A 16,925-nucleotide genomic window follows, 5' to 3' on the forward strand; every position below is an offset into this window, starting at 1 on the left:
ATCCGGCAGCTTTTTTATGTGTTTTTTACTTTTCAGACGTTACCGTCAGTGTTTTATCAGCATTGTTCACAGAAAAAGTATATTCCTGGTTTTTAAGCATGAGCAAATTCTGATTGATTTTGCTGCCGCCTTTTTCACTTAAAGCTGAGATGTCTGCGGGGCGCGATAAATGAAAAACCACTTCGGAGACTGTATCATTGTCAATCACTACATCCGTTTTTGCATCGGATGCTTTTAATACGTTCCGTCCGTCAGCCGTTTGTCCCGCAGCTGGATTTTTCAATTTACGCTGCACATCGTCCCGGCTTTTATTGAGATATGAGAGAAACTCTTCTGCTGTTTGGCTTGATAAACTGCCGCTGAAATCGCTGAGCTGAACATCCGTCTTTTTTAAAGCGTTCACTTTATGCAAATCAGTCTTTTTCATAAAGTACTCTTTATCGTCTAATTTCACTTTAGCCGCCTGGTTATTCTCGGCTTCTATCTGCACCTTCGTGCCGAAACTTACACTTGCGGAGGCTTTTCCTTTTATATCTTTTTCAGTGTAAAGGTCCGCCTTTTCAGCTTTTACCAAAGCAGGTTTATTCACAGACTCATAAAGGCCGGCATCGCTCTGTTTGACGTCACCGAAAGATGTGATCGCACGCAGAGGCTTGTCTGAAAACATCGAAGCGCCTGCACCGACAGCCAGCAATGCAAGCAGCGTAATCTGTATCGTATTGGCAATGAATTTAGGCTTCGCTTTCTTTTGCTGCGCCTGAGTGATTTTCTGTTCCTCGGCTGCCCGCGTTCTGCCTTCAATCTGCTCGTTTTGATATTTCTTTTTTTCTTTCTTTGAAAGCTTGTTGAACCAATCCACAAAAGCTTTATATTCTTTTACAACGGCTTTCGTTTCGTCGAACATACGCATTTCGCCGTAATGCATCCAAGCCACCCGGTCACACATTTTCTCAATCTGTCCGATGGAATGACTGACGAAAAAGATCGTTTTGCCGCGTTCTTTAAATTCCGTAATGCGGTCCACACATTTCTGATAGAAAGTCTGGTCCCCTACTGAGAGCGCCTCATCAATAATAAGGATGTCAGGGTCCATGTGCGCCGATATGGCAAAACCGAGACGGGATTTCATACCGCTTGAATAGCTTTTAACAGGCTGATCTATAAAGTCGCCGATATCCGCGAATTCAACGATTTTTTCATAAAGCTCGTCTATCTGCCGATTGTTGAGACCCATCATCAAGCATTTTAAACGGATGTTGTCCTTGCCGCTTAATTGATTGTTTAATCCGGCAGAAATCGCGATTAAAGACGGCTGCCCGTTCATATCAATCTCACCGCTTGTCGGCGGAATGATCTTTGCAAGCAGATTGGACATCGTTGATTTTCCCGAGCCGTTGATACCTACGAATCCGATCGTTTCCCCTTCATAGACGTCAAAAGAAACATTTCGGACAGCGAAAAAACCTTTTTGATTTCTGTTTGGGAAAAACAATCCTTTAATTTTGTCAGACTGTTTTTTATATAGAAAATACTGTTTTGAAACATTTCTGAACGAAACTTTTAGTTTCATCGTATAATCTCCTTACTATATTAAAGAAAGTCAACAAACTTATCTCTGAATTTCATATGAAGAAGTGAACCGACTGTTAACAGCAGCAGTGTGACGAACCAGAAATACAGCGTGTATTTCACATCATGGAAAAACCACTGCCCTTCCATAAAGCTGTCTCTGAAGCCCTCGATAATATAGAATAGAGGGTTTAACTTCAAGATGGTCAAAACTTCAGGTCTGTTTCCAAATTTCTCCGCAATGTCCCAGAAAATCGGCAGAAGAAAAAAGAGAAGCCTTGTGACGGCTTGAAGCAAAAACTGATAGTCCCTGATTAATACGCTGATGGTTGAATTAAACAGGCCGAAAGCAAACATAAAACTGATCATGCAAAACAAGTAATAAATATATTGCAGCCAGTGAAGCGTCGGAAACAGTCCGTTGCTCAGCAGCACAATAATATAAATCGCCATCATCACAAAGTAACTGAATAAATTCGATGCTATCACTACAGAAGGCAGTGAACTGATCGGAAAGTTCATTTTCGACACTAAATTTATCCGTTTAAAAACGCTGTTAGATGCATCCAGTATCGTCGGACTGATAAAGAACCAAGGAATTAAGCCGGCCAGCATCCAGACGATGAACGGTACGCTGTCTCCATTTCCAAGCACCATATCATGTCCGCCGCGAATCCCGAGACCAAATACGAACCAGTAAGCCAGCATTTGAATCATAGGGTTGAGAAACTGCCACAATATACCCAAATAGTTCACTTGATACTTTGATTTCGTTTCGTACACTGCAAGCCGCATAATCAGCGGAAATGAGTTGAATTGCTCTTTCAGAATTTTTACCAATGCATTCATTCTAATCTTCCTTAGTCGTAAGTTTTAGGTAATAGCTTTGACTTACAAAAGCACCGCTCATAATTGTAACAGATTACGATGTATTTTTCACTTCATAACAAGCCTGAGTCCCATGAGCGCAACATGCCGTCACTTAAGCAAAAAAGCATAATTAACGTGGTTAAATTATGCTTTTTTACACTTATTTACTTGTCCCCGAAAATCACTTTTACGGCTTTTTCAGACGATTCTCCGGTTTCTAAATAACAGAACTTCTCGTAAAAAGGTCCGAACGAATCCGGAAGCTTATAATCATCTGATTCCGTTTCATTGACCCATTTGATAACGTCACCTGTTTCTTTGACAAGCGGGCCGGGCGCTTCTTTTTCAAAGTCAAAGTAAAACCCTCTGAGTTTATCCCGGTACGTTTCGATATCAGGCACATAAAACAGCATCGGTCTTTTCAGATTCGCATAGTCAAAAAAGACAGAGGAATAGTCCGTTATGAGTAAATCAGAGACCATATACAGCTCACGGATATCTTCGTAGCTGGAGAAATCATACGCAAATCCTTCATACGGTCCGAGATCAAAGTTTTCCGCCACGAGATAATGCATCCGTAAAATAATGACATAACGGTCGCCGATCGCTTCTCTCAATTGGTGAAGGTCTAAATCAAGGTCAAACTTGTATTTTCCCTTCTTATAAAATTGGTCATCCCGCCATGTCGGTGCGTAGATAATCACTTTTTTATCTTGCGGAAGATTCATTTTTTCTTTCAGCGCTTTAATGACAGAAGGGCTGTTATCCGTTTGAAGGAAGTCATTCCGCGGATATCCCGATTCAATCATGGTTTTATTAAACTGAAACGCCCGGGCGAATATTTCGGTTGAATATGCGTTCGGTGAAATCAGGTAATCCCACTTTGAAGCCTCTGTCGTAAAGTTGCGCTTATATTTTTCAGTGTTTGTTCCGGGCATATGCACTTCATCCATATCTACGGCAAGGCGCTTTAAAGGCGTGCCGTGCCATGTCTGGACATATGTCGTATGCTCAGGTTTCGGAATCCACAGCGGCATACGGCTGTTGACAACCCAGTACTCGGCTCTTGCCATGGCAAACAGCCATTTGAACGTAAAGCGTTCGATATAAGGAATTCCTTTATCTTTAAATGTCTGTGAGTAAGCGGGGTTTACACTCCAGCAGAGACGGTATTCCGGCATCTCTTTGCTCATGTATTCATAAATCGCCCGCGGGTTGCAGCTGTACTGTTTTCCGGCAAAGCTTTCAAACATGACAAGTTTCTGTTTGACAGGCAGTTTTCCTGCAAATCTGAATCCTGCTTTGTAAGTGTTCTGTATTCTTTTCTCAATGAACTTTTTCAGCTTATTCTTTCTCCTGCGTACAAAGGAAGCGCCCCGTTTCAGCTTTCCTTTCACAAAATACTCCACGCGGGTGCTGAAGCTGTAATCGTTCATTCTCAGGTGGAGATTTTTCGTTTTCTTTTTCGTGAAAACGTGAAATCTGGCAGGCCCTTTTTCCGTTTTCAGAATCGTGAATTGGTTAGGGTTTACATGTTCAGATTTCAGAACCTTTAACGGTTTGCTGTTGGTGATAATCTCTTCAGCTGTCCCGGCATCTTCAAAAATGAATTGAATATGGAATTGAAAGATGAGCTGCTGATTCAATTCTTTATAAACGGCATTCAAATCAATTTTTGTATCAAAGCCTATCGTGTCAAGCATCGTTGTGTCCTGAACATATTCATCAAGGTCGTGTCTCGGCACGTCGTGAAGCGGATACTTCAGAATGAGAGGCTCCTCTTCTTTTCCTTTTTTCATTTTCAGAATCAGGTTTTTTTCTTTTATCTTTAAGGTTTCTGCCGCATTCAGCCGGAATGCAAAACCTTTCAGATGTAAGCTGCCGTCAGATTCGAGCTCCATTTCATCAATCCGCGTGACGAACTTTTTCTGCAGCAGCTTTAAGGAGAAATTCCCTTTCTTCGTCGTGTAAGGGAAAAAGTACATATGATGAGCCTCATCTTTATAAGAAGACAGTTCAATAGGTTCAAGGCTGGATTTTAACCGTTTTTTACTGATATCACTGTCATCATTGATAAAGGAGACATAGAAATCCAGACATCCTTTGCCGTCCGTATGGTCAGAAAGCAGATCCGTGCTCATGACAGCATGGTACTCTCCGCCCTCTCCGGCCAACCGTTTCAGAGGGACGGAAAGTTCCGCTTTTGTTTTACGATTTATAATCTGAAGAGAAGGCTCTTCCCCTGCAGTGACATTTTCACAGGATATCGTAATGCTGAATGTCTCTTCCTTTATGTTAAGATGTTTTAACTTGTATCTGACAGGATTTTCTATACCCATAAAATAAGTCTACTCCTCTGTTTCAATTAAACATATCCAATCACAATCATCATTTTGTTACTTTCAGTGAAAGGTTCTCCTTCACCGTCCGGTAGAATTGATATTGCAGTCCGTTCGCTTCTGCCGTCACCTTTTCACCGTCTTCTCTGTTTAACATGACACGTTCATAATCGTTATAAATGACATACATAATATAACCGCCAAGTCCGACTTTTTCAATGTCACTTAACGGGATTTCAAGGACGTACCGCCCGTCTCCCAGTGACTGAACCGGAAACTGGTGGTGTACTTTCATGTTATCTCTGTGCTGAAACTGAATATATTGGGCATTATTTCTGTCCTGTCCGAACAAGCGGAACGTAACGGTGAATTTATGATCGGCGAACACCGCGCTTTCCGTTTCTCCGTGCATGCGAAGTTCGACCAGTTTATTTTCTTCATCCGTCAGCGGGCTTTCTAAATAAGCCAGTCCGTCTTTCGTCACGATGTTTTTATCGGGCTCTTTTTTGGACCAGCGGAACAGCTTTTCGACCTCATCATACCGTTTTTGAGTCAGCAGACGGTAGGCTGTTTTATGAATCGGATGAAAAAATGTCTCGGAAATATCGTATTTCGTCTTCTTTAACACATTCAGAATTTCATTGAATTTATTGTAGTAGGCTTCTTTGTTTTCGCTTTTCAGGAAGTGCATCCGATCGAAAAGCCGCGTAATGGAATCGAATTCGATCAGGCGGTTCATCGCCATCTTCTCTTTTTCAGTATCTAATTTTTTGTTCAGAATATACTTCATTACGGCTATGTTCGTGTCGGTTTTTTCCATTATATTGGTCTGCTTTGTCAGCGACTCATTATTGTCCATTCTGTTCAGATAATAGACCGGTTCGGTTGACGTTGAAATATCTCCGCACGCCAAAAGAACATCCATAAAAAATTGCTTATCTTCAGCAAATTTCATTTCCGGATATCTGATATCATTATCTTTTAGAAATTGTAAGTTCATCATTCTTGCCCGCGGTCCCAGATGATAGAAAATATGCCGGATTGAAAAAGGCGATACCTTCGCTCTGTTCAGCGAAGACTCATGTTTCCCGATCGTTTTTTGACCGTTCACCTGCATTTCGATCGTTTTTCCGACCGCATAATTTACATGATCTCTTTCAAGCATGTCGAATAAGATTTTAACTCCGTTCGGCGCAAACCAATCATCCGCATCCAAAAATGTAATGTACTTCGCATTTGCCAGCTCAATTCCCAAGTTTCTCGGATAAGCCGGAGTTCCCGTGTTGTCTTTCAAAAAGACGACTGTAATATTTTCATACAATTCGGCGTACTCAGTCAGGATGTTTCTGGAATCATCGGTAGAGCAATCATCGACCAGAATTAAAGAAATATGCTGAAAGCCGATGTTTTGAAGGATCACAGAATCAACTGTTTTCCTTACATATTCTTCTGCATTATAAACAGGAACGACTACCGCTACCTTCTTCTCTTCCGCCAATGCTTCTTTGTTTAAAATGGTATATTCGCGTTCTTCTATGGACGGCTTGGACTCTTTTTTATTCAACTTAAAAAAGTTACTAAGATTCATCTTTAAATTCTCCTCTTATTGTCTAGCTTTTTTTCAAAAGCGCATAACAAATATAGCGAAAATAACCTTATATTACAAGAAGTACTCCCTATCCGGAGGGAGTACTTCTTTATCATCTGTATATCCGAATGTTTCAATTACACCCCGGCAATTTCTTTTTTAATCTGTGTGGTGGAAATGCCTTCGGTTCTAGGGAGATAGATGACTTCGCATTGATCTTTAAGGAAATCGAATTTGCCTTCCCAATCGTCTCCCATCACGAACACGTCGATGTTGTGATCTGCTACGTCACGTACTTTTTGATCCCAGCTGTTTTCCGGAATGACTTCGTCGACATAACGGATCGTTTCCAGAATCAGCTTTCTGTGTTCATAGCTGTGGTAGGCCTTTTTTTGTTTTTGCAGGTTGAACTCGTCTGTTGAGATGGCAACAACTAGGTAATCTCCAAGCTGCTTTGCGCGCTCAAGCAGTTTAATATGACCCCAATGCAGTAAATCAAACGTTCCGTAAGTAATGACCTTCTTCATGAAACAAAAGCTCCTTTCTATCATCATACGTATAACAAGCAACTGCCCTGAAATGCTGCGCAGCTGTATCCTTAATCACTAAAGTGCCAATTTCGTACTCATGGAACCTCATTATATCACATAGCCCTGAAAAGGTTAAGCCAATGTAAAACGAAGTTAAATTCCACTTATTAACAAATGTTATTACAATAGGAGTTTAGCAGGGTTTTTGCGCGGTTGAATAAAGAAATTGTTATCTTATTTATATTTTTGTAAAACTATTGTTAAGTTTATCTGAAGGTATTATGTTAAAATAAAGCTTAGCCTAAGTCACGAAAAAATGAAAGAAAATCCCGTACAAAAAGGAGGACGGCAGATGCAGACTGAAATGGTGCACAACCTTTCTTATGTTAATGGAAATTTACAGGAGTTTATTTCATATTTAGACACTTATTATATCGCACAGAAGCAAGGAGCCGTCATTGCGACGGTCAACCCTGAGATCGGATACGCTGCGGCGAAAGACAAAGGTTATCATCAAGTCATTTCTTCCGCGGATTTCGTCCTGCCGGATGGTATCGGCGTCGTGTTAATGTCACGTTTGACGCAGCACCCGCTGAAATCAAGAATTGCGGGATTCGATGTATTTCTGTCGCTGCTTGGTCTCGCAAACCGGCAGTCTAAAAAAATATTTTTATACGGAGCTAAGCAAGACGTGCTTGACGCCGTTTTGGACCGGATCGGCAAAGAGTATCCGAATATTGAGGTTGTCGGAGCCAGCAACGGTTATGAAGCGGATAAACGCTTCGTCGCCAAACAGATTTCCCGGGCGAAACCCGATCTCGTGTTTGTCGCCTTAGGATATCCCCATCAGGAACAATTTATTTATGAATACAAACATCTTTTCCCTCAGGCTGTATCGATCGGTTTGGGCGGAAGCTTTGATGTGTTCAGCGGAACGGTGAAACGCGCCCCTGAATGGATGATCAAAACGAATCTGGAATGGCTGTACAGACTGGTGACGAATCCGTGGAGATGGAAAAGGATGCTGAACATTCCGAAGTATGCTTTTACCGTTTTGAGAAATAATAAATCAAATAAAAGCCTGTATTCCGAGCAGGCAGAAGATCAAACGAAACAGCTTTAAACAAATAAAACAGCAAAAGAGATTGGTAATCTATGAACTTGCGATCTTTATTCGCCGCTTTTTATTCTATATATCTGTCTGTTCTGGGCGTTTTGTTCAAGCCTGTAAAGCCCAAGAACCATCTGACCCTGCTGGTATCTTTTGAAGAGAATGCACAGGCTCTCATCCGTTCTTACAAAGCGCACGCTGAATCGCTTTCTTATGAAGTGACGGTTTTGTATACGAGACACGCCGTCAGTCTGAAAAAAGAGCTGGAAGGACTCGGCTCTTTTTATCTGAACGAAAAACATCCGCTGCATCTTTTGAAGGCGGTTTTGATCCTTTTTAAGAGCAAAGCGGTGATAACGGATAACTATTTCCTCATGACAAGCGTCTTAAACCGCCGGCCGCAAACGACATGTATTCAAGTGTGGCATGCGAACGGCTCTTTGAAAAAGTTCGGCCTTGAGGATGTGACGAATCAAAACCGTCCGGCATCAGACATCAGCCGTTTTAAAAAAGTGTACCGCTCGTTTGACTTTGTCACCGTCGGTTCAGACGCGATGGCTGACGTTTTTAAAAAGTCGTTCGGCATACGGGACAGCCAGCTGTTAAAAACGGGTGTCCCCCTGACTGACGTGTATTATGAAGAACACAAGCCCGAACTGAAGCACAAATGGCCGAAAAAAATCATCCTGTACGCACCGACATTCAGGGATTATGATATGCAGTCCTTTCGGCTGCCATTCACCGAAGAACAGCTTACAAACGCGTTAAACGGAGAGTATATGCTGCTTGTAAAGCTTCATCCTGCCGTTTTGCATCATATTTCGGCTTCGTTTGAAAGCGAATTGATCAAGAACGTGTCTGACATGCGTCTTCATGATCTCTTGAAAGCGGCTGATATTTTAATTACGGATTACTCTTCCGTGCCTTTTGAATTCGCGCTCTTAAATAAACCGATTTTCTTTTTCACGTATGATCTGGAGGAATATGATCGAAAACGCGGTTTAATCGACAATTATACTTCCGTCATTCCCGGAAAAGCTTGTCATGACAGCGAAGCTCTTCTGGAGGAAATGACGAAAAAGCCATTTCGTGCAGAAGAAATGAAGCGGTTCTCGGACAAATGGAATATGTATTCAGATGGGAATTCGAGTGAAGCGTTATTGAAATTTGCGGAAACAAAAATGAAAAATTGTGCTGAAGCACCTGCCTGAATCTGAGGCGGGTGTTTTTTGCATGAAGAAAGGGCTGAAGTATACACTTCAGCCCTTTTTTTATACTTTCATATACACGGGAACATCATAGTAAAGCGTATAGTCATCCAGCAGTGAGTATAAGCTGTACATGCGGTTTACCTGCTTATACGCCCAGCCGATGTCTGTCGCATACTGATGAGCCGCGGCTGGAGACCATCTCATTTTATACAGCGTATCCTGCTCGTATGAGGGATTGTGAATATAAGACGCACCGATAAATTGGGCTCCGCCGATAATCGCGGCTTCCGGAGTAAACCAGCCTTGCTTATATGCGTATTGTGCGCCGTAGTAATTCGGGTTGCTGTCATAAGCCCCGATGCCGTACATGTTGTAAACCTTTTTACCATTATACATAATGCCGTTCGCAAGCTCTGACGTGCCATTGCCCGTTTCAAGCAAAGCATGCGAAATCAAATACACTTCATTGATGCTGTATTTGCCGGCGGCTGTAATAAAGGCCTGGCCTTTCCCTGTCAGTATTCCTTTATTGACCAGCACTTTTTGATTCAGTTCCGATGCGTTCAGTCCGGCTGTCTGAGAGAGCTTCAGAAATTGAAAGTAATACTTGCTGTCTTGTGCGAAGTGAGCCGGATTGACGTACTGCCCGACTTCGTCACTGCTGGCGTTTCTCCAGCCCATGCTGAGTTTGGCCCAGCCGTTTGTCTGGCCTGTGATGCTGACTTTATCGCCTTTTTTCAACTGCCCGATAATATTGCCGGAGCTGACTTCCGGGGTTGACCGGACGTTCAGGACGTCGGCTGTGACCGTTCCGGAGGCCGTATTGATGTACGTAAGCGATGCATAAGCCGCGGCATCAGTCTGCGGGCTGACTGTCATTTGTTTTTTGACCATATCTGCCAGCGAGATGTTGTAATTGGTATTCATGATTTGCGGTCCGTTTTTTATTTTCAGAATAGCCATCGTCCATCCGTACAGCTTTTTCAGCTTTTGGGAGGCGGAGTCCGCTGACTGCGCTCCCGTGAATTGATTGCGAATGCGGAGTTCATAAACCGGATGGCTTTCACTCGTATAGCCGGCCTGTAATTGTTTGGCGCTGAAAAAGCTCATGCTTTTATTTAAAACGGTTTTACTGCTGAATTTTTCGGTTTTGATGACGTATTGTGCAGAGCCGGTTTTCCCCGTCTCCTTCACAGTGCCGGCCGCTTTGTTTTGCTTGAAAAAAGCAGTCACGCGGTCAATGTCTTCCTTCTTAAGCAGCGGTGCCGTTTCAATTCTGAATTGTGTATACGCCGCTTCACCTGTTTTCTGTGCGGAGGCGGATACTTTTTTCCCTTTAAAAAAATCCAGCGATTGATTGATCTTTGCCGTATCAAGCAGTGATTCGGTTGTGACTTGGTACGTTGTGTCCGTCTGCTTGGATATCGTTTTTGAAATGGCAGTCAGTTTATATCCCGCCAGCAGATTCAATCCTTTTTTTATCTTCGACTGGTCTGCCGTCTGCTGAGAAAGCAGCTGATATTCGTTTTCTGCTGTTTTTCCCGCCGCTGTTCTTGCCGTCTTTACATGCTGCTGGCGGAAAAACGCCTCCGTTTGTTCTGCCTTTGCAGCGGTAAGCTGCCCTGCCGTGATCCGGTAAACGGACACTGATGCTGTCTTTTTGACAGGCGATGCGTCGCAATGCCATTTTTTCTTTTTAAAGAAAGCTTGCACGCTTTGCAGCTGTTTAGCCGTCAGTCCGCTCATCGCGACCGTGTAATTATTCTTCTTGCCGGCTTTTTGATAGCTTCCGCTGACACCCGTATTCTTCTTGATTTGGGTGATAGCATTTTGTACGGCGCTTACTCCGTTAAAATATCCTGACTGCACGTTATACACGGTTGCTGTTTTGCTTTGGGCATACTTTTGAACGTTCCCTTTGACGCCTGTTTTCTGCTGCAGCTGTTTCGCTAAACCTGCCGCATCAGTTGCATTTGAAATGCCAGAGGCTGTCACGGTGATATTCGGACTGGCCTTTGCCGTGACTTTCAGCGACGACTGCAATCCTGTTTCCTTTTGAAAATCAGTTTGAATTTGAGCGGCTTTTTGATCGCCGGAGATTGTTCCCGATTGGATCTGAAACCGGGCTGTTTCCCGTTTGATCTGACGGTATGACGCTTTCACGCCCGTCTGCTTCGTCAACGCTTGCGAGAGCGCTTTTGCATCCGCATCGGCCGCCATCTCAGAAGTCACGACCTGCATATACGGCTGTTTTGTCCCCGCCGGCTTGACGGCGCCGGTCACGCCCGTTTTTTTCGTCAGTTCGGCAAGAAGATTTTTCGTCTGCCGCTCGTCTGATAGAACGCCTGATGTGACGGTCACGTACGGCTGTTTGCTTCCGCTTGCGCTGTAAGTGCCGGCCACGCCCGTCTGCTTCGTAAAGTCTTTCAGCACGGTTTTCGCATCCGTTTCATCGTGTAAGCCTGAAGCTGAGATTTGATAAGTGAGCGGCGCATTTCCGGCTTTCTTTGCGTCAGCCTGCCACCCCGTATCCTTTTTCAATTTCGCTGCCGCTTGAAGCGCCTCGTTCTCAGAAGCAAATTGCTGCTTCGTTTCCAGCTCGTAAACGGAGTAGTCGCTGTATGCGGCCTCGGCGTGCTGTGTAACGGTGCTAAAGACAAGGAAAACGGCGGACAATAACATAGGTGCAACGAATCTCTTTTTCATTCCTTCTCCTCTTTCTGATTCAATTGGTTTCTATCAAACTAGTTTATTTATCGGCCCGCTTTCTTCATTTTTACAGAGAGAAATCATCCAATTATCCAAATAAAAAAAACTTAATCCCAGAGCTGGGATTAAGTTTGGTTTTATATATGAGAAACGATGATCGTGCAATCTCCGTTTATCGTAAAGTCAGGCATCTGATCCGGCAGTATGAAATGCGCGCCTTTTTCAAGCTTGGCGGACTTGCCTTCAAAGATGATGGAGCCGCTTCCTTCTGTGACGCTGCACAGCATAAACGGAGCGTCCTGGGTCATTTCCGCCGTCCCGCTGATATCCCATTTGTATACAGAAAAATATTCTCCCTGCACAAAGGTTTTAATGGTGATGCCTTTTCTCGTTTCAGTTGATTCATCCAAAAATCCATCCACATGAGGAACGGTGGCGGCGTTGACGGCATCGCGGATATGCAGCTCACGCGCCCCGCCGTTTTGATCTGTACGCCCGTAATCATATATCCGGTAGGCGGCGTCTGAATTCTGCTGTATTTCCAGCACGAGCGCCCCGGCGCAAATGGCATGGATGGTTCCGCTCGGCACATAATAAAAATCGCCGGGTTTGATCTTCACGCGGCGCAGCAGGCCTTCCCAGTCACCGCTGTTAATCATGGTGACAAGTTCCGCTTTCGAACGGGCCGTATGACCATATATGATTTCCGCATTTTCTTTACAGTCAATAATGTACCAGCACTCAGATTTCCCCGTTTCGCCCTGTCCATGCTCCTCGGCGTCATAATCGTCAGGATGGACTTTAACGGACAGATGATGTTTGGCGTCCAGTATTTTCGTCAGCAGCGGAAACCGATCCCCTTCCGTTCCGCCGAATAATTCTCTATGCTGATCCCACAGTTCCATCAAGGTTTTCCCTTGATACGGACCGCTTTTGACCGTGCTCATTCCGTGCGGATGAGCTGATATCGCCCAGCATTCGCCGGTTGTTTCTGAAGGTATGTCATATCCGAATCGTTCGCGTAATAACGTGCCGCCCCATATTTTTTCTTTACATACAGGCTGTAGAAAAATCGGCTCTTGCGTCATGTTCGTTCCCCTCCCCTTAAAAAGCGGCTCATATCCCATTCCCCCTGTGTCTTTTTTAAAACACGGAGGGAGCCGCGGTTAAAAACAATATGTATAAAATGGCTGACCTGCTCATTATACCATTCGGATGGGGCGGAATGCTCAGTCATTTCCTATTCCAGAATAAAATGCCTTGTTTGTCGCAAATTAAAATAACTGATGGAAAGGGGGGGAACATTATGACGATACATGCGGAGCTCGGCAAAAACCTTGAAGCGCTGAAAAAACGGATCGGCCAAAGCGATGACATGATGTTTTATTCGTTTACGTACGGAAACGGCAAATGTGACGCCTGCCTTATATATATAGACGGACTGACCGACAATCAATTGCTTGCGGAATATATTATTTCGCCCGTGCAGGCGGCCGCCCTGCATCAAGAGGAACCGGCTGAAATACCGCCGTCATCCATCTCTTTCGGCTATCGTCACACCCGGCTTTCTTCACTTAAGGACGCGGAGGCAGACATTTTTTCCGGCAAATCGGTTTTGCTGGCGGAGGGATGGGAGGAAGCCCTTTCGTTTGAAACGGAAACATTTAAAATGCGTGATATTGAAGAACCGGCTTCAGAAGTGCTTGAACGGGGGCCGAGGATAGGTTTTGTCGAAAAGCTCCGAACGAACACGGCGCTTTTGCGCGAGCAGTCCGGTGATCCTAACCTCCAGATCAAAGAGATCACACTCGGCGAACGGACAAAAAAGCGGATCGCCGTTGCCTACATTCGGGATATTGCGCCTGATGATGTTGTAAAAGAAGTGATGAAAAGACTGGATTCGATCACCATTGATGACATTCCGGAATCAGGAACGATCGAGCAGCTTATTGAAGATAACACGTATTCCATTTTCCCGACCGTCTTGACGACCGAACGGCCCGACCGGGTTATGGGCGCTCTTTTGGAAGGAAGGGTCTCCATTCTTGTAGACGGAACGCCTTTTACCCTTTTGGTGCCGGCTACCATTGATGAATTTATCCACTCACCTGACGATTATAATCAGCGGTGGGTTCCGGTTAACTTTCTCAGGCTGCTTCGGTATACATGCATTTTAATCACGATTTATTTACCCGGCCTTTACATATCGCTCGTTACGTTTCACACGGGGCTTTTACCGACGAGAATGGCGGTGACGATTGCCGGAAGCAGATTGAATGTTCCGTTTCCCCCTTTTGTTGAAGCGTTTATTATGATTTTTACGATTGAGATGATCAGAGAAGCCGGACTCAGGCTGCCGAAGCCGATCGGACAGACGATCGGCCTGATCGGGGGCGTGGTGATCGGGCAGGCCGCCGTTCAGGCGAACATCGTCAGCGCGATGATGGTCATTATCGTATCCGTTACGGCATTGGCTTCTTTTACGGCGCCCTCCTATGCGTTCAATTTTCCGCTGAGACTCATCCGTATTTTTTCGATGATTTTGTCGGCGATATTAGGTTTATACGGACTGATCATGTGTTATCTGCTTGTCGTCGGCCATCTGATGCGCCTGAAAAGCTTCGGCCAGGACTATCTTATTCCGATCATGGCGCAGCCGGGACAGGACTTAAAAGATACGATTGTCAGACTGCCGACGCCTCTTTTGAAAAAACGGCCGACCAGAAAAGAGACGAAAGATAAAATCAAGCAAAGGTGATCACCATGAAAAAACCGGAAGACAAGCTGTCGTTTATGCAGACACTTCTCATGGTAAGCGGAACAATGATCGGAGCGGGCGTGTTAACACTGCCGCGCTCCGCCGCAGCAGCGGACAGTCCGAGCGGATGGATCATTATTCTTGTGCAGAGTCTCGTGTTTATCGGCATCGTCCTGCTCTTTATGCCGTTTTTGCAGAAAAACAGCGGGGAAACCATTTATGAGCTGAATCAAAGCATCATGGGACGCGCCATCGGTTCTCTTCTGAATTTATTCATCAGCTGTTATTTTGTCGTCACCGTCTGTTTTCAAGCCCGTTTTCTCGGTGAGGTCATCAATTACTTTTTACTGAAAAATACGCCGATGGGTGTCGTTATATTCATCTTTCTGGCGGTCGGCATCTACCATGTCACCGGCGGGGTCTATCCCATTTCAAAACTCTATGCTTATCTCTTTCCGATTGCGATCGTCATTCTGATTGTGCTGCTCATATTCAGCCTGAGACTGTTTAAGCTGGATTTCGTCCGCCCGGTCTTGGATGGGGGCTACAAAAGCTTTTTTGAGCTGTTTCCGCGGACCCTTCTGTACTTTTCAGGACTTGAGGTGATTCTTTATCTGGTGCCGTTTATGAAAAATCCGAAGCAGGCGAAAAAGGCTGCCGTCTTCGGCATCGCATGCGCAGGCTTATTTTACAGCTTTACGCTGCTTGTCGTAATCGGCTGTATGTCGATCGCTGAAGCCAAAACGGTGACATATCCGACCATTTCCCTGATTCACGCCTTGGAAATCCGCGGTATTTTCATCGAAAGGTTTGATATCTTTCTTTTAATTACGTGGACATGCCAGCAGTTCACCTGTATGCTCGGTTCTTTTAAAGGAGCGCATCTCGGATTAAACACCATTTTCAAACTGAAAAATAAAAACAATGCCTGGCTGCTGGGGGGCTTATTGGCAGTGACATTCGGCCTTTCAATGTACCCCGATGATATCAACAGTGTGTTTGCATTCGCGAATATTCTCGGATATGCGTTTTTTGCCGTCATTATGATTCCTTTTCTCATTTGGTTTGTCAGCTGGATGAAAAAAATAGCCGGGAGGAAACAGACGTCATGACACATTTCGTAAAATGGGCGGCGGCGCTTTTCATACTGATGACGCTTTCAGGGTGCTGGGACGCGAAGGAAGTCGAAAAGCTGTCTTTCGCCCGTGGGCTGGCGATAGACGAGACGAGTGACCGCCGATATAAATTAACCTATCAAAACCTGCTGCCCCAAAGTGAAAACAGCCAGGCTTCCGGCCGGCCCGTGTTTGTCAATGTGACGTCGCGGGGGGATACCATTCTTGAAGCCGTCAGTGAAGTCGCTTTAAAAGATCCGCCCGTTTACAGCGATCATTTAAAAGTGCTGATATTCAGCGACAAATTGCTGGCCGACCAAAATATACTGCAGATGATGAATCATTTTATCCGCGATGATGAATTAAGGCGGAGCAGCTATCTCTTCGCGGCAAGAGGCAAAGCGTCCGATATTCTGACGGAGCCGACGCCGAATCAGCAGCAGCCCATGCCCGCGGAAAAGCTGATCGACCTTACGAACAACGGCGGCTACAACGGGAAGATTTTAAAACCGCTCCGAATCGGGAGAGCTTCGATTTACTGCCATAATAAACTCAGTTTTCTCATTCAGGCCGTCAGCAATCAAAAAGGAAAAACGGTGTATGACGGAGCGGCCATTATCAAAAACGCAAAACAAAACAGATTGGCGGGCTTTCTGTCATCATACGAAGTACAGAGCCTGAATTGGCTGACGGGGACGATACGGGGCGGCGTGCTGCCCGCTTTGGATAAAGGGGGGCACCCGATTACCTTCGAGATCAAAAAATCAACATCCTCCATCACCCCCCTGCTGAAAAACGGGAAGCTGTCATTTCATGTAGCGGTGAAAACAAAAGGCCTTTTGTCAGAGGATCAATATGCCGGAGAAGATTCATTCGATCAGCACTATTTAAACGGGCTGGAAAAGATTTTCGAAAAAAAACTGAAAAGCGATATGAAAGAAGTCATCGATAAGCTGCAGAATCAATATGAAACGGACCCTGTATTCTTTTCTGACAGAGTCCGCATTCAATATCCCGACTATTGGAAGAAAGTGAAGCACCGCTGGGATGAGACCTTCTCCGAAGCGGCCTTTGACTATGATGTTTCCATTCAGATTACCAACTTCGGAACGATGGGACGGTAGC

12 protein-coding genes are annotated in these 16,925 nt (G+C 44.7%); 5 read left to right on the plus strand and 7 right to left on the minus strand.

All coding sequences use genetic code 11. The annotated features are described in order from the left end of the window. Positions 1-25: 25 nt before the first annotated feature. From tagH to tagD, 5 genes are all read right to left on the minus strand, one after another. The gene (gene tagH / locus ACWJJ5_RS02370) at positions 26-1,570 is read right to left on the minus strand and encodes a teichoic acids export ABC transporter ATP-binding subunit TagH (protein WP_173612788.1); all 1,545 of its coding nucleotides are present in this window, start codon (positions 1,568-1,570) and stop codon (positions 26-28) included. Positions 1,571-1,590: 20 nt separating this feature from the next. Beyond that, entirely contained in the window at positions 1,591-2,418 is an 828-nt protein-coding gene (locus ACWJJ5_RS02375) for an ABC transporter permease (RefSeq protein ID WP_003151365.1), read from the minus strand. Between the two features lie 185 nt (positions 2,419-2,603). Further along, positions 2,604-4,778 (minus strand): CDP-glycerol glycerophosphotransferase family protein, encoded by a 2,175-nt coding sequence (locus ACWJJ5_RS02380; protein WP_326355157.1) that lies wholly within the window; start codon positions 4,776-4,778, stop codon positions 2,604-2,606. Positions 4,779-4,827: 49 nt separating this feature from the next. Beyond that, on the minus strand, positions 4,828-6,366 hold the full coding sequence (locus tag ACWJJ5_RS02385; RefSeq protein WP_014305939.1) for a glycosyltransferase family 2 protein: 1,539 nt from the start codon (positions 6,364-6,366) through the stop codon (positions 4,828-4,830). A 137-nt stretch (positions 6,367-6,503) separates the two neighbouring features. Further along, on the minus strand, positions 6,504-6,893 hold the full coding sequence (gene tagD / locus ACWJJ5_RS02390; protein ID WP_003151361.1) for a glycerol-3-phosphate cytidylyltransferase: 390 nt from the start codon (positions 6,891-6,893) through the stop codon (positions 6,504-6,506). 355 nt (positions 6,894-7,248) lie between these two features. Between tagD and ACWJJ5_RS02395 the strand changes: the two genes are divergently transcribed. Then, positions 7,249-8,019, plus strand: a complete 771-nt coding sequence (locus ACWJJ5_RS02395) for a WecB/TagA/CpsF family glycosyltransferase (protein ID WP_015387615.1) — start codon at positions 7,249-7,251, stop codon at positions 8,017-8,019. Positions 8,020-8,051: 32 nt separating this feature from the next. Further along, the gene (locus tag ACWJJ5_RS02400; RefSeq protein ID WP_454021404.1) at positions 8,052-9,218 is read left to right on the plus strand and encodes a CDP-glycerol glycerophosphotransferase family protein; all 1,167 of its coding nucleotides are present in this window, start codon (positions 8,052-8,054) and stop codon (positions 9,216-9,218) included. Between the two features lie 60 nt (positions 9,219-9,278). On the opposite strand, the gene ACWJJ5_RS02405 is transcribed toward ACWJJ5_RS02400, so the two are convergent. Beyond that, the gene (locus tag ACWJJ5_RS02405) at positions 9,279-11,924 is read right to left on the minus strand and encodes an N-acetylglucosaminidase (protein ID WP_454022164.1); all 2,646 of its coding nucleotides are present in this window, start codon (positions 11,922-11,924) and stop codon (positions 9,279-9,281) included. A gap of 140 nt (positions 11,925-12,064) precedes the next feature. Continuing rightward, complete coding sequence (manA, locus tag ACWJJ5_RS02410; protein ID WP_077723181.1) at positions 12,065-13,015, minus strand: mannose-6-phosphate isomerase, class I; 951 nt, start codon at positions 13,013-13,015, stop codon at positions 12,065-12,067. Between the two features lie 218 nt (positions 13,016-13,233). Between manA and ACWJJ5_RS02415 the strand changes: the two genes are divergently transcribed. The 3 genes from ACWJJ5_RS02415 to ACWJJ5_RS02425 are packed head-to-tail and all read left to right on the plus strand — an operon-like array spanning position 13,234 to position 16,924. Next, a complete protein-coding gene (locus ACWJJ5_RS02415) occupies positions 13,234-14,685 on the plus strand; it encodes a spore germination protein (RefSeq protein ID WP_003151354.1) in 1,452 nt (483 codons plus the stop codon). Between the two features lie 5 nt (positions 14,686-14,690). Further along, positions 14,691-15,797 carry a GerAB/ArcD/ProY family transporter gene (locus tag ACWJJ5_RS02420; RefSeq protein ID WP_025853554.1) on the plus strand — a complete coding sequence of 369 codons (1,107 nt, stop codon included), beginning with the start codon at positions 14,691-14,693 and terminating at the stop codon, positions 15,795-15,797. Then, positions 15,794-16,924, plus strand: a complete 1,131-nt coding sequence (locus ACWJJ5_RS02425) for a Ger(x)C family spore germination protein (RefSeq protein ID WP_025853555.1) — start codon at positions 15,794-15,796, stop codon at positions 16,922-16,924. The genes ACWJJ5_RS02420 and ACWJJ5_RS02425 overlap by 4 nt, the downstream gene beginning before the upstream one ends. Position 16,925 lies beyond the last annotated feature (1 nt).

It is taken from the genome of Bacillus sp. JK74 (genome assembly GCF_053663395.1).